Below are 14,039 nucleotides of genomic sequence, written 5' to 3' on the forward strand. Positions count from 1 at the left end.
AGAATGGTCACGATCAAAGAGATAGCCAGGAAAGCCGGATATTCGCCGACGACAGTCTCCCGCCTCCTCAATGGGGACCCCAGGTTATCCCTCCCTCGTTCCACCCAGCAGAAGATCATCAAAGTCAGCGAAGAGCTGGGCTATGTGGCCAGGAATAAGCGGGTGACCTGGCCCCGCGACATCGCCATCCTCGACACCTCATCCTCGGCCGAGACTTTGGAGGATTCGTATTTCGACGCCTTGAAGGAGACGGCCGCCACGGTCATGAAGAAGTACCGGATGCGGTCCACCGTCTTCACCCGGGTGGATGACCTCATCGCCGACGGCAGCGACCTGGACGGTTTCATCTCCATCGAGGCCGCCAATTTCAACGGAGACGAGCTCAACGCCTTGCATGAAGGGATCCCATACGGGGTCTTCCTCGACACCAATCCCGCCCCCACCCTTTTCGATTCCGCCCAGCCCGATTTCAACCAGATCATCCTGGACGCCCTGGACCAGTTCCAGGCCGCGGGCATGAAGAGAATCGGCTTCATCGGCGGCATCGGCCGTATCATGGGCTTCCATGAGTATCCGGAAGACCCGAGGTCCCTGGCCTTCCGCAACTGGACGAATCGTTTGGGAATCGATACCGATCGGGATGGGCTCATCTACGCTTCCGGACCTTTCAGCACCTCCAACGGCCGGGCTCTGGGGGAAAAAGTCGTCGCCGACCTGCGGGGGTCCCTGCCTGACGCTTTCATTGTGGCGGCCGACACTTTGGCCGTGGGCGTTCTGCAGGCTTTCGCCTCGGCTGGAATCCTGGTGCCCCGGGACGTAAGCCTGGTTTCCATCAACGACCTTCCCATCGCCCAGTACACCTCCCCGGCTTTAAGCTCCTATTCGATCGACCAGACCGAGCTGGTGGAGACCGCCGTCTCCCTTTTGGCCGATGGGCTCATGAGGCACCGGGAGGTGAAACAGCACGTCTACCAGACCGCCACGCTTCGGGTGAGGGAAAGCTTCACGCCGATGGCGAAACGATGAGGGAGAATACGGGCGTCGGGGCGACGGGGGTCAGATGGTCTCGATGACCAGGTCCAGGACCAGCCTGCGCCGGGAATCGAGCTGGTATTGGTCATGGACCGGAGACATCCAGGAATCGTCTCCGCCAACCCCCATCTGGGCCGCCAGGGTGCGAAGGAAAACGTGGCCCGATCCGGACGGCAGGTCTTCGCGATGGGTGGCGTTTTCGATTTCCAGGCTGCTGTATGGCAGCAGGCTGGCCGAGAAGGGGAGGGCGGAGGAGCTGACGCGCAGCCCGCGTCCATTCCCGTCCCTGGCTTCCAGCCAGCGCACGCCTTCATGGTTCCCTGTCTCCTGAGGGAGGATGTAAGGGGCGAAGTCTTTTTCCGCGTCCGTCTGGTAGATGCCGAGTCTGCCGCCATGACAGCGGTCGCGGTAGGTCTCGTCGGGCCCTAAGCCGTAGAAACGCAGATGACGATAAGCGGACGGAAGGGTCCACTCCAGGCCGAAGGCGGGTATGGTCGGTTCCTCCTGGCCGGGATGATCCTCCTCATCCCCGTCGAAAGTCAAGGTCAGATGGACGCGCAGGCGGGAATCCACCTGATAGGACGCGGTCACCCTGGTATGGCGGGGGTCGGCCAGCCGATAGGCATAGTCGGCGCGAATGCCGTCTTCGGTCCGGGAGGTTTCCACGGAAGTCACCTTGGCGTAACGGCCGGCTCCGAACCAGACGGATCTTTCGAAGCCGTGGGAGCATCCGCGGTCATTGTCGGTCATGGGACGCCAGGTGAGAATCCGGGGCGTGCGGGTGATGAACTCCCGCCCGTGGTCCTTCAGGGAGACGATTCCGCCCTGGACCCGTGAAAGCAAGGCTTCTTTTCCGTCCTGTGCGATGCCGATGTTCCATCGGCCGATGGCGACGGACGCGGAAGCCTTCTCGTCCGCCCCGACACGCATCTTCCGACGGGCCAGGAGGGTCTGCCCGAAGCAGATCTCATGGCCGGCGTGGGCCCATAAGGTCTCTTCGCCCAAGCAGTAGGTCGCTTCCAGGACCAGCTCCTGAGCCAGGCTGTGGGAAAAGATCTGAGTCCAATCCACCAGTCCGGCTTGTACCGGATCCAAGGTTTTGCTCAGCCTCTTCCTCGCTTCCAGCTGGACCGTTTCCTTCCACGAAGCCACGACCTCGCCGTCGGCCAGCAGATCGTAGCGGATGTAATTGCCGTGGTCGGATAAATCGGTGAAAAGATTATCGTTGATGACCGTGAGACGAACCGATTCGCCGACCGATTCCAGGTTGATCTTCACATTGCTGTAGAGCTGCTTGACCTCCTGGGCTTTGGGGGATGCCGTCCGGTCGGCGAAGACGATTCCATTGCAGGAGAATTCGTAATCACTGGGCCTGTCGTCCCAATCCCCTCCGTATGTCAGCCGGCGGCGGCCATCGGGCAGGGTCTGCCAGAGGGCCTGGTCCAGATAATCCCAGATGAAGCCCCCCTGATAGAGGTCATACTTCTCCAGGGCTGTGTATTCATCCAGGTTACCTGTGGAATTTCCCATGGAATGCGCGTACTCGCAGGAGATGAAAGGCTTGGCCGGGCTCTTTTCCAGGTAGTCTTCGATTTCCCAGGGTTTGGCGTACATGCGGCTTTCCACGTCGGAGATGTCCGCATAGGACCGGTTCCAGACGACCCCTTCATAATGGACGGGGCGGCCCGGATCCGTCCGATGGGCGTAATCGCTCATGGCCTGGAAGACATCCCCCGCATAGGACTCATTGCCCAGGGACCACAGGAGAACGCTGGGGTGATTGCGGTCCCGGCCTATCATGGATGCGATCCGGTCCAGGCAGGCTCCTTTCCACTCAGGTCTGCTGGCCGGCACGTTCGTTTCGGCCGTGAGGACGTCCCCGGGGCTGGACCAGGTCCCATGCGTCTCGATGTTGGCTTCGTCTATCAGGTAGATGCCGTACAGGTCGCACAGCTCGTACCAGCGTGATTGATTGGGGTAGTGGCTGGTTCGGACGGCGTTGATGTTGTGGGCTTTCAGGAAGCGGACGTCCCAGAGCATGTCCTCCTCGGTGACGGCCCGTCCGCGGACGGCGTCGAACTCGTGGCGGTTGACGCCTTTGAAGATGATCCGTTTGCCATTGAGTTTCATGATTTTGTCGGTCGCATCCAGTTCAAAATGGCGGAAGCCGAGTCTTTGGACCGTCTGCTCCACCGGGTTCCCGTCTCGATCGGACAAGGTGATGACCAGGGTGTACAGGTAAGGGTTTTCCCCGCTCCAGGGGGTGATCCCCGGTAGGTCAACGCTCCAGCGGAAGGAATCGCCGCCGGCCTTCCAGACGGATCCGCCTTCCCCGTTGAAGAGCTGGGCTGTGGCCGTCGCCGTCGATGGGTCTCCTCCCACGGTCGTGACGCTGGCCGCGGCGGTCAACATCCCCTTGCCGTCCGCGGGGTCGTAGTCCGCCTTGATCACGAGGTCACTGATATGGCTGGAAGGATGGACGGCGACCTGGACGTCTCGGAAAATTCCATGGAGCCTCCAGAAGTCCTGGTCCTCCAGCCAGCTGGCCGAGCTGAATTCATAACAGGCGACGATGAGGGTGTTGCTTTCCTCTTCCCGCAGGGCGGAGGCGATGCTGAACTCGCTGGGGGTGTAGGAATCCTCAGCGTAACCGATGAAAATCCCATTCAGCCAGACGTAAAAAGCGGTGGACACCCCGTGGAAAGTCAGGGTCACGTCGGAAGGTCCCTCTTTCATCGCCCTGAGCAAGCCGGGGGAGAGGGCGAAGGTCTTCCGGTAAAGGCCGACGTGGTTCCTTTCCATGGGGATGGACGGGGGCAGGCAATCCTGATGGCCGTCCCAGGGATACTGCTGATTGACGTACTGGGGCCGCAGCAGGCCGTTCATCTCCAGGCAGGAGGGGATGGGGATGGTTTTCATGCCACTGAAATCGAAAGCGGGGAGCGAGCCGGCTGGTGCGGAATCCATGGCCGCGTTTATCTCCTGGGCGCTGTGGATGGACACCTCCCACTGGCTGGCGAGGCTTTGAATCAGGAGGGAAGGCAAGCCTGTCGACAGGTTTGCGCGATCGCTGGGGAAAGACCTTACCCGGGCATCGTCCCCTCTGGTGTAAAAATGATCGGAATGCGCTGGAAGACGGTTGACCGCATAGGTTTCCGGGTCGGTCAGCCAGGAACTGCTCGCTGTCGCAGCGGTTGGAATATGCATGATGTGGGGTGTCCTTTCTGGACTGACGTTGTCGTCTGTCGCTTCGGTGCGCAGCCGCAAGTGTTAGTAATGATTTACTTCCCACAGTAATACCAATCCTTGATTTTTTCCACTAAGGAATCGCGGAGAATTTTCAGGACGGGATTTTGCTTTGGAAAATAAGAGATTCACTCGCCGACACGCCTGTAGATAAATAATTTACTTAAAAGTAGTAACGTATTACTTACGCAGGTCGGAGCTGACGCTGCGGCGGTATGCGAAGAATGGACGATACTGCGGAAATGACAACCCACAGGAGAAAGGACTCCTCTCATGCAACCTTCATGGAAAGTGAACAGAAAGCCGGCGGTGCATCCGGATAGACAGCTTTCGGGCCAGGTGCTCGCCCAGAGAACGGCTTACGCTTTCGGTAATCTGGGACAGTCGGCCTTCTACCAGGCCTTATCCACTTATTTCATCGTTTTTGTGACCAACGTTCTTTTCATCCACGCGCCGGCCGCGGAAGCCGCCCGGTATATCGGCGTCATCACCGGACTGATCGTGGCCATCCGCATAGCGGAGGTCTTCATCGATCCCTTGCTGGGGAATCTGATCGACAACACCCGTACCAGGTTCGGCCGTTTCCGCCCCTGGCAGTTCATCGGCGGCCTGGTATCCGCCATCCTCATCTGCCTGATCTACTCCGGTATGGCCGGTCTGGTCAACGTCAACCGCCAGCTCTTCATGGTTCTCTTCGTCATCGTTTTCATCGTCCTGGACGTCTTTTATTCCCTGCGCGATATTTCCTACTGGGGGATGATTCCCGCTTTGTCGGCCGACTCCCACGAACGTGGCGTCTATACGTCCCTGGGGACTTTCACGGGTTCCTTAGGCTACAACGGCATAACCGCCATCGTGGTCCCCGTGGTCGCCTTCTTTTCTTACGTCTTCACCGGATCCCGCAGGGAAAGTCAGGAAGGCTGGGCTTCTTTCGGACTTCTTGTGGCCGTCGTCGGTTTGGTCACCGCCTGGGTGGTCGCTTTCTGCGTCAAAGAAAGCGATAGCGACCTGCGGTCTTCGGACGCCGGCCACGCTTCCCCTCTGGCCGCCTTCAAAGCCCTCGCTTCCAATGACCAGCTTCTGTGGGTCGCCTTGTCCTATCTGCTGTACGCCGTCGCGAACGTGGTCACGGCCGGGGTCCTTTTCTATCTTTTCAAGTTCGTGCTCAACATGCAGTCGTATTTCTGGGTCGCCGGACTGGTCCCCGTCGTCACGGGTTTGATCGTCGCCCCGCTTTTCCCTGTCGCGAATAAGAGGATCCCCCGGCGGTACCTTTTCATCGCCGGCATGGTCATGATGATCGTCGCCTACCTGATCTTCATCCTGGCCCCCAAGAGCCTGCCTCTGATCGTCATCGCCCTCATCCTCTTCTATCTGCCCCAGACAGCCATCCAGATGACGGCCATCCTCTGCCTGACCGATTCCATCGAATACGGGCAGTTGAAGACAGGCCGCCGCAATGAGGCCGTCACCCTTTCGGCGCGGCCCATGCTGGACAAAATCGCCAGGGCCGTCTCCAACGGCATCGTGGGCATGGTCGCTATAGCCGCCGGCATGGTCGGGTCCGCGACGGCCGCCGACATGACGGCAGCCCATATCACCGTCTTCAAGATCTCCGCTTTCTGCGCCCCTCTGGTCTGCATCGTCCTGTCCCTCCTGGTCTTCGTCTTCGCCGTGAAGATTGACGAGAAAAGGCACGCGGCCATCGTGGAAGAGCTCTCGGCCGCCTTGGCCGCCCAGGCCTGATCCGGCCATCCGGGATTTTCTGCAGGGGTGGGGTCCCGGCCAGGGGCCCCGCCCCGTTTCGTGTCCGTGTCCGCCGTGTCTGAATTGTCGGAAGGCTCGGATAGTCTGCGAAGTAGCCAGAGGTAAACAGGGTTCATGATTCCGAAAGGTTCTCCACCCTTTTCCCTCGTTGAAGAGCATGGTGATCGCAAGAAAGGGTTCATCGCGGCTTCTTTCTTCCTTCCCCGCACGATAGGTACGGAAAAAACGAGAGGCGGCTCATGCCTGACGTGAAAATCGACCAGTCACAGGTCCAGGACGTGAAGGATGGTTTCGAGCGCATCCGGACGGCCCTGAGCCTGCGGTCCGACGACAGCATGGACGCCAGCAGCGAGAACATCGGTCAGGCCGATTTGGTCGCAGCCGTGACCGACTTCAACCTCAAGGCCGACAAGATGAAGCGGACGTATGAAAAGAAGACGAAGAGATTCGTCGACTATCTGCAGACGGTTCTGGACGAATCGGACAAGCTGGACTCCGGCCTGGCTTCGTCCGCGGAGTTCCTGGATAGCGAGAAGAACGCACAGAAAGCAGAAGAAGCGTAGGAGGGACCTCCTTCACGTTCAGGTTTAGGATGGATGATTAATCATGAATAAGAATCATGAATGGCACCTGGTAGGCAGGACAGGCAATCCCGTTCCGGGCGACCCACAGGAAGTGGCTCGCATGGCCGCCCGATACGGGGCTTTATCCGCCTCTTTCGAGCGTTTGGCCTCCATAGCCCGCAGACTGCAAGGCGAGGGGGGGCTGAAAGGCAAGTGGGCGAACGCCTTGTTCAGCCAGGCGGATTCCTCCCTTGGCAAAGATTTCCCCTCGTGGGCCGCCGCCTTCGCCCAGGCGAAGTCGGAGCTGGCGGCCTGGTCCCAGGAGCTGGATGGCTTCCAGACCGGGGTCGACAAGGCGATGAGGATGGCCGAAGACGCCTCGGTGGACATGCAAAGGGCCAGCCGCTATGCCGGCGAAGCCGAAGAGGCGCTTTCCCAAGTCCAGGGCAAGGCCTGCCTGGCCCGTCTGAATCCCCTCTCCACCGAGGCTGAGAAACTGCTGGCCCATAGGACCGTGGAGACGGCCGAGGACGATCTCGCCGCATACCAGGCCAAGGCGCGCGAGGCCCAGGAGGCCATTGGCCAGCAAAAGACCACGATCGACGCCTTGATTGAGGAATACAACCAGACCGGCAAAAGGCACGCCGCTGTCCTGACCGGCACGGACATGCCGGGGATCCGCGAACTTGAATCCTTCCCCTATGCCTGGGCCTGGGGGACCATCGAAGATGACCTGAAGACCTCGTCCGTGGCCTTGTCCATCGGATCCCTGCTTTTTCCTGGAATCGGCTGGTTCGCAGGAAAGGGAAGGGGAGGCGCCCGGAGTCAGGGGTTGTGGAGCCTGACGAAGGCGATGGGGTCGGAAGCCCCCTCTTCCGAATTCCTCTGTGAGTCCGCTTTCTCCCTCCTGACCGTCCTTCCTGATCCTGGCGAAAAGGGCGTCCCCGCCAGGGCGAAGGTCCAGGCGGCTTCCTTCGGCCTTCCCAAGGACCGGGCCGCTTACGGTGCCAGCGAGGGAATCTCCGCCGCTTTCGGCCTGGGGTCCGAGCACGCTTCAGGGGCGGACCAGGAGCATTTGGCCCATGGAACGGATGACCAAGACCTGGTCCCGGCTCAGGCTCCCGCCGATTCCGTCTTCGGCGGCGGGTTCAGGATCTTCTCCGAGGCGGGCGACCTTTCCCTTTCCCCCGACCAGGCGGAGGGCTTGTGGTCCCAGGCCGCGGACAGCGTCCGCAGATGCCGGGTCCCTGGCAGGGGGCAGGGGGCGCAGGACTCCGTCAGGGTCTCCGGTCATGATCCTTCGCAACTGGATCGCTACGTCGAAAGGATGAAGAGGCAGCTGCCCTCCTGCTGAAGGCAAAGCTGCCGCCATTCGCCTTTTGACCGTTTCCTGCATCTGAATTCCGATAATCCTTTCCGATAATCCTTTGGGGGAGATAAAATCGGGGGTACTGAAAATCCCTGTGGGGGGAACAGCGTTCAAGGAAAAACAGAAGGATGACGGATAGGTAGAATCCCATGACTGCAATCGGAGACATCATACATGGCAGATATCGCCTGGTTTCAGTCATCGGACGAGGGGGGATGTCCACCGTCTACCTGGCCATCGACACCAAGCTGGGCATGCAGTGGACGGTCAAGGAGATTTTGGATTCCACCGACGCCGTGGCCCAGGAGGTCATCCGGCACAGCCTTCTGACCGAGATGGAGATGCTCAAAGAGCTCGACCACCCCTCCATCCCCCGCATCGTCGACGTCTTCGAAGACCGGGGCTCCCTCTTCGTCGTCAGGGATTACGTGGACGGCAGCTCCCTGTCCTCCCTCCTGTCCAAGAAGCAGTCCTTTTCCGAACAGGAAGTGGTGGACTGGGGGATCCAGCTGTGCGACGTCCTCGATTACATGCATCGGCAGGACCCCCCTGTGGTCTACAGGGATATGAAGCCTTCGAACGTCATGATCACCCGCGACGGTTTCGTCCGTCTCATCGATTTCGGCATCGCCTGCAAGGTGGATGACAGGACCAAACGGGTGGTGGTCGGCGACGAGCGCAGCCTGGGGACCCCGGGATACGCGGCCCCGGAGCAGCTGGGGCCCAACCCCGTCATCAACCCCCAGAATGACGTCTACGGCCTGGGTGCCACCCTTTACGTCCTCCTGACCGGGGTCAACCCCCGCAAAGAGGGGATCCGGTCCATCAGGGAGAGGCATCCGGAGATCTCCGTCGGCCTGGACAACATCATCCATGCGGCAACCCAACGGGACCCCCGCAAAAGGTTCGCCGACTGCGCCCTTTTCGCTTACGCCCTGCGTCATTTCAAAGAGCAGGATTCCCATTACGTCCGCGGGCTGAAGGCCAAGAGGGCGGTCTTCGTCGGGGTCGTCGTCGCCGCCGTCATGAGTTTCGTCGTTTCCGGAGGCTTCCAGATCGCCGCCAGGGTCGCGCGGAACAACGACTTCGATCATTGGATGACCGTGGCCTCCGTGGCCCCGGACCAGAAGACCGAAGAGAAGTCCTACCTGAAGGCGGCCAGGATCCAGCCTTCCAGCACCCAGCCTTACGAGAACCTGATCGCCACCTACAGCAGCAACACCGTCTTCACCCCTCGTGAAGAGAAGCTGCTGGTGGGAGCCATCACCGAGAACTCCTCGGCCTTGCAGCAGAGCCCGGTCGCCTGGGCCAAACTCTCCTATGACCTGGGGAAGCTCTACTGGTACTACTACCAGCCTGCCGCCATCGCCTCCCTTCCAGCCGATCAGCGGGCCAAGGCCATGGAAAAAGCGGACACCCAGCGCGAGCGCATCATCCTGGCCGGGCATTGGATGCAGAAGGCGGCGGCCGTCGAGCCCTTCGAGGACAGGGACAGCGCCAGCATCTATGCGGATATCGCCAGCTTCTCTTCCACCATCACCCCCCTGATCGATCAGGGGGAGGACGTGCATGTCTATAAACCTTATTTCCAACTCCTGCAGCGGCTGGTCTTCACTTCCCGGAAAGACGTGGGCAAGGTGACCAAGCTGGAATCGGCCAACTTGGTGGCCCACGCCCTCATCACTTACGGGCGTGATTTCCGGGCCAACGGCGTCGGCAAGGGGGAGATGAAGACCCTGCTCATCGAGGCGGAGACCCTGGCCCGTTCCGTTTCCACCAGCAATAAGGACCTGGTCGAAAGGCAGAAGGCGGTCATCTCCAATTTGGGCAGGGCCCGGCAGGGCGTGACCGACGCCTTCATCGACGTCAACGGCCATCAGGGTCAGGATCAGTAGGAGGCCAGGATGCTTGTCTTCAGTAATCTTTCCGTCGTTTTCCTAGGGCTGGGGATCCTTCTGTCGATCCTGGCCATCGTCCTCTTCTTCGTCTACCGGATACCGCAGATCCAGAAGGTGCTGTCCGGCCGGGCGGCGAACGAGGAGATCGACGCCCTCAGGGAATCCCGGGCCGGCACCTGGGCCAACCCCATCCCTCTGTCCGCCGGGGATTACCGGACCCTCATCGTGCAGGACGAGACGCCTTTAGGGGTCCCGGCCGGTTATACGGGAACGGACCCTTCGGACCTCGCCTTTTCGGCCGGTCCGGCTGGGCAGGCCGAAGAGCCGACTCGGTGGGAAGGGGAGGCCGGGCCCTCCGCCATCGAGGCGGGGACGGAGGCGAACCAAGGGAAGCATGAGCCGGAGCCGCCGGATATCACCCGGTTGGATGCGGGCGGCGATCCCCAGCCCGCTTCCCCCTATGCGGATATCACCCGGTTGGCTGACGACGATTCCCCGAGGAAGGACCTTGGCCTTCAGCAAGATATGATCGAAGGCGAGCAGAAAGAAAAGACAAAGGAATGATGATGACAGAGAATAAGAGGAAAGCCGCAGGCCGAGGCAGATGGGTGGCCTGGGTCTTCGCCCTGATCGTGTCCGTCCTTTTCGTGGTCGGGGCCCTGTTGGCCCAAGGGGACGCCATGGCCGCCCCCAGTCCCGTCGATTCCAGCTCGCCCGGCGGCCCGGCCCCCAGCCCGTCGTCAAACGGATCCGGGTCCGGTTCCAGCTCCGGCTCCGGCTCTGCGGGAGTCAAGAAGGACTGTCTCCGGTCCCTTCATGTCTCCTTCGACATCGGCTCCCTGTCCAAGAAGTATCCTTCTTTGTTGACCGACTATAAGCTGTCCGGTCGGACCCTGGCCGATTCCACCCTGGTCCTCCCGGTCTCCGCCCTTCTGCAGGACGACCCTCTGGCCATCACCATCTCGGCCGATGAATCCTGCAAAATCACCGCTCCGAGCCTTCCCGCAGGAGCGGAGCTGAAGGAGAGGAAGGACCGGCCAGAGGCAGGGAAGACCCCGGCCGGAAGCAAGGAATACCAGCTTGTCTTCGAACAGGCGGGGGAGTTCAGCCCCGCCGCCATCAGCCTTCATGCGGCCCAGGAGGGCGATGCCGGGTCCGACCTGAAGCTGGGGGCCGCCCCCGGAGGCAAGGACGGGCTTCCTTCGGCCATCTACCTGGACCAGGGCATGCAGGTCAAGATCAACGGGGATCTGCATCAGGCCGCCGCTTCCTCAGCCGCCCACCTGCCTCTCCGTCATGTCGATTCCTTGAGGCTGGAGCCGGGTGAGGCCGGCCAGTCTCAGGCGGCCGCGGACTCAGAACGGAAGGCTTTCCGGGCCCGTTTGACCATCATCAAGGAGTCCTTGAAAAACGCGGGGGAGACCAGGAAAATCAATCTTCTGACCGCCTCCTACCAGGGGAAGGCCGGGATTCCGACCAAGCGGGGGATCTGCCCGGTCGACGCCCAGACCCAGGTCTCGGACTCTTTGAACTGTCTGGCCGCGAGCGAGGCTGAAACGTCATCCTGGCTGGGGCATGACGGTCTCTACCGGCTGACCGCCGCCCAGGGCCTTCCCCAGCAGGCGAACGACCAGTCCAAAGAGGCCCCGGTCAGCTCCGCCGCTTCTCTGACTGGTTGGAAGGACTCCGACGGCCTGAGCATCGACATCGATTCCCTTCCTCCGTCCGTGGAGAAGATCGCCGTGACGGGGAAGACGACCGACCGCGGGGGTTGGCTGGTCGCGACCGGCCCGGTCACCGTCGCCTTCTCCGGTCTGGCTGACGACTCAGGCAGCGGGATCGATTGGTCCTCTTCGGCCATCCGTCTGGTCTCCTGCCCTTCATCCAAGGCCGTCGACTGCCAGAAGGCGGCCGATTACCGGCCAGCCGGAGCGGACAAGGCCATCAGCCTGACAATCGACAAAGACAGGAAGACGGCCTCCTTCACGATTTCGAAGGACAACGAAAGAATCGACCTGACCCAGGCCTCCTTCCTCATTCAAGACAAAGAGGGGAACGCCTTCTGCACCGGGCCTTTGTCCCGCTTCGCCCCCGCCGCCGTGGCCGCAGGCCAGTCAGGACAGGCGGGCGGCGCTCACGCAGGACAGGCGGAAGCCCGTAGCCGGAGTGCCGGGGAGGCCAACGCCCTGTTCGGCAAGAAGGGCCTCGTCATCGATTCCGTGGCCCCGGACCTGGTCATCAACGCCACCGGGGGAGAGGCCGTCAAAGGCAAGTATTACGGCTACCGCAGGGTCTTCACCGTCACCGTGACCGATTCGACCTTCGACCTCCTCCAAGAGGTGTCCCCCGACCAGGTCATCGTCACTTATCGGTTCGACTCCCGCGGATCTCACCTGACCGCCTCCGACTTCCAAGCGGTTCCGGGCCAGGCGGGGAAGTACCAGGCCACCTTCGAGGCCGGTCGGGAAGGGGGCTGGTCCTACCTGGCCCAGTTCGCCGATCTGGGAGGCCGCCTCAGCGACAAACTGATGGACTCCTTCGTCGTCATCCTCTCCCGTCCCCAAGCGACCCTCTCCTTCGACAACAACGACGTCCGCACCGGCAAATACTTCAATAAGGCAAGGACTGCGACCATCTTCCTCCATGACCGTTACCCCGACTTGGACGCCTCCCAGGCCACGATCTCCATCATCTCCCACGACGGCAAGATCAGCAGCCGGACCGTCTCCCTGAAATGGGAGGCCGTCGATGGGCAAGGGCCGACCGACCCCCATAACCAGTCATGGAAGGCCCAGATCCCCTTCGACCACGACGGGGATTACCGTCTGGAGGTCTCCCTCTTCGATTTGGCGGGCAACCAGGTCCGCGCAGGGGACGAGTCCGACTTCGTCATCGACACCACCAGCCCTGAAATCAAGCTGGACCAGGTGAAAGACAAGACCGCCTACGCCGGCGATCTGGCGCCCAGCATCTCCTATGCCGACCAGTACGCCGACATGAGCAAGGCCACCTTCACTCTGACCGGGGCCCGCCGCGGCCTGGTGAAGACCATCGAAGGGGTCAAAGAGAAGGAGACGGACGAGGATAAACTCGTCTCCTTGCCCGATTTCAGCCATCAGGCTCAGACGGACGACGTCTACACCTTGGAAGCCAGACTGACCGACTTCGCGGGGAATACGACCACGAAGGATGTCACCTTCTCCGTCAACCGTTTCGGGTCCACCTACATGCTCATGTCCGGGACCAAGATCATCCGGGGCCGCTACCTGCGTGAAGCCCCGACGGTCAGCCTGGCTGAGATCAACGTGAGCGGTCTCAAGCCCGGCACCCAGAGTGTCAGCATCCTCCACGACACGTCAGTCCAGACCTTGTCCGCCCACGATCTGACCACTACCACCTCGCCGGACGCCGGTTGGAGCAGGACCACCTACCAGATCGACCGGTCCCACTTCACCGGCAACGGCTACTACCGGGTCGTCGTCAGGTCGGTCGACCAGGCCGGCAACGTCTCGACCAACACCATGGACAAGAAGGACGAAGATCGGCGGGCGGCCGCGACGGTGCAGTTCGCGGTCGATACGGTCGACCCCTACGCGGTGGCGACGAACATCAGCGGGGACAGCGTCTACCAAGGGTCGTCCAAGCAGGTGTACCTGACCGGATCCGACAACGTCAGGCTCAAGGAGATTCAGGTGGATGTGAACGGGAAGGCCTACGCTCGTTTCTCGGCTGACGCCCTGTCCAAGGGGGAGGACGCCTCCTTCACCCTGCCCGCCAGCGACCAGGCCTATACGATCGTCGTCAGGTCGGCCGACCAGGCCGGCAACGTCTCCTCCACCAGGTACGAGAACGTGACTGTCACCAGGAATTACGGGGGCTACCTGTCCCATCACGGAGGGGTCCTCCTGGCCTTGATTCTGGCCTGCTCGGCCTTGGTCATCGCCTTGATCGTGGCCTTGGTCGCCCTCTATCGCCGCAGGAAGGTCCTGGCCTACCGCCGTAATCCCTTCCTTTACACCCGCTAGTTGATTATCCGCCGTCTCGGCGGTCCTAGGCCGGATGTGGAATCCGCTAGGCCGCCGGATAGCTGGGCCATCGTCCCCTGAGTCAAGCGAGTCAAGTATCCTTCTAATAAGAAAGCTCACGAAAGCGCTGAAAAGCGCA

The 14,039-nt window shown here is 61.2% G+C and carries 8 protein-coding genes; 7 read left to right on the top strand and 1 reads right to left on the bottom strand.

What is annotated here, in order from left to right; translation table 11 throughout:
- The first annotated feature begins 3 nt into the window (after window positions 1–3).
- Window positions 4–1,026: a substrate-binding domain-containing protein gene (locus PSDT_RS01690; RefSeq protein ID WP_006289686.1), complete on the top strand. Its 1,023-nt coding sequence runs from the start codon at window positions 4–6 to the stop codon at window positions 1,024–1,026.
- A 30-nt stretch (window positions 1,027–1,056) separates the two neighbouring features.
- On the opposite strand, the gene PSDT_RS01695 is transcribed toward PSDT_RS01690, so the two are convergent.
- The gene (locus PSDT_RS01695) at window positions 1,057–4,239 is read right to left on the bottom strand and encodes a glycoside hydrolase family 2 TIM barrel-domain containing protein (RefSeq protein WP_006289687.1); all 3,183 of its coding nucleotides are present in this window, start codon (window positions 4,237–4,239) and stop codon (window positions 1,057–1,059) included.
- Window positions 4,240–4,551: 312 nt separating this feature from the next.
- Between PSDT_RS01695 and PSDT_RS01700 the strand changes: the two genes are divergently transcribed.
- The 6 genes from PSDT_RS01700 (at window position 4,552) to PSDT_RS01725 (ending at window position 13,900) form a co-directional block, all read left to right on the top strand.
- The gene (locus PSDT_RS01700; protein ID WP_006289688.1) at window positions 4,552–6,024 is read left to right on the top strand and encodes a glycoside-pentoside-hexuronide (GPH):cation symporter; all 1,473 of its coding nucleotides are present in this window, start codon (window positions 4,552–4,554) and stop codon (window positions 6,022–6,024) included.
- A 260-nt stretch (window positions 6,025–6,284) separates the two neighbouring features.
- Window positions 6,285–6,608, top strand: coding sequence for a hypothetical protein (locus tag PSDT_RS01705; RefSeq protein ID WP_006289689.1), 324 nt, complete (start codon window positions 6,285–6,287; stop codon window positions 6,606–6,608).
- 43 nt (window positions 6,609–6,651) lie between these two features.
- A complete protein-coding gene (locus PSDT_RS01710; RefSeq protein WP_006289690.1) occupies window positions 6,652–7,962 on the top strand; it encodes a hypothetical protein in 1,311 nt (436 codons plus the stop codon).
- 164 nt (window positions 7,963–8,126) lie between these two features.
- On the top strand, window positions 8,127–9,872 hold the full coding sequence (locus tag PSDT_RS01715) for a serine/threonine protein kinase (RefSeq protein WP_006289692.1): 1,746 nt from the start codon (window positions 8,127–8,129) through the stop codon (window positions 9,870–9,872).
- 9 nt (window positions 9,873–9,881) lie between these two features.
- Complete coding sequence (locus PSDT_RS01720; protein WP_006289693.1) at window positions 9,882–10,439, top strand: hypothetical protein; 558 nt, start codon at window positions 9,882–9,884, stop codon at window positions 10,437–10,439.
- A gap of 2 nt (window positions 10,440–10,441) precedes the next feature.
- The gene (locus PSDT_RS01725) at window positions 10,442–13,900 is read left to right on the top strand and encodes an Ig-like domain repeat protein (RefSeq protein ID WP_223293600.1); all 3,459 of its coding nucleotides are present in this window, start codon (window positions 10,442–10,444) and stop codon (window positions 13,898–13,900) included.
- The last annotated feature ends 139 nt before the right edge of the window (window positions 13,901–14,039 follow it).

Source organism: Parascardovia denticolens DSM 10105 = JCM 12538 (assembly GCF_001042675.1).
GTDB lineage: Bacteria > Actinomycetota > Actinomycetes > Actinomycetales > Bifidobacteriaceae > Scardovia > Scardovia denticolens.

Coding starts and splice junctions, on each gene's coding strand:
- PSDT_RS01700 (WP_006289688.1), top strand. CDS start 4,552: ATGCAACCTTCATGGAAAGTGAACAGAAAGCCGGCGGTGCATCCGGAT.
- PSDT_RS01695 (WP_006289687.1), bottom strand. CDS start 4,239: ATGCATATTCCAACCGCTGCGACAGCGAGCAGTTCCTGGCTGACCGAC.
- PSDT_RS01710 (WP_006289690.1), top strand. CDS start 6,652: ATGAATAAGAATCATGAATGGCACCTGGTAGGCAGGACAGGCAATCCC.
- PSDT_RS01725 (WP_223293600.1), top strand. CDS start 10,442: ATGACAGAGAATAAGAGGAAAGCCGCAGGCCGAGGCAGATGGGTGGCC.
- PSDT_RS01690 (WP_006289686.1), top strand. CDS start 4: ATGGTCACGATCAAAGAGATAGCCAGGAAAGCCGGATATTCGCCGACG.
- PSDT_RS01720 (WP_006289693.1), top strand. CDS start 9,882: ATGCTTGTCTTCAGTAATCTTTCCGTCGTTTTCCTAGGGCTGGGGATC.
- PSDT_RS01715 (WP_006289692.1), top strand. CDS start 8,127: ATGACTGCAATCGGAGACATCATACATGGCAGATATCGCCTGGTTTCA.
- PSDT_RS01705 (WP_006289689.1), top strand. CDS start 6,285: ATGCCTGACGTGAAAATCGACCAGTCACAGGTCCAGGACGTGAAGGAT.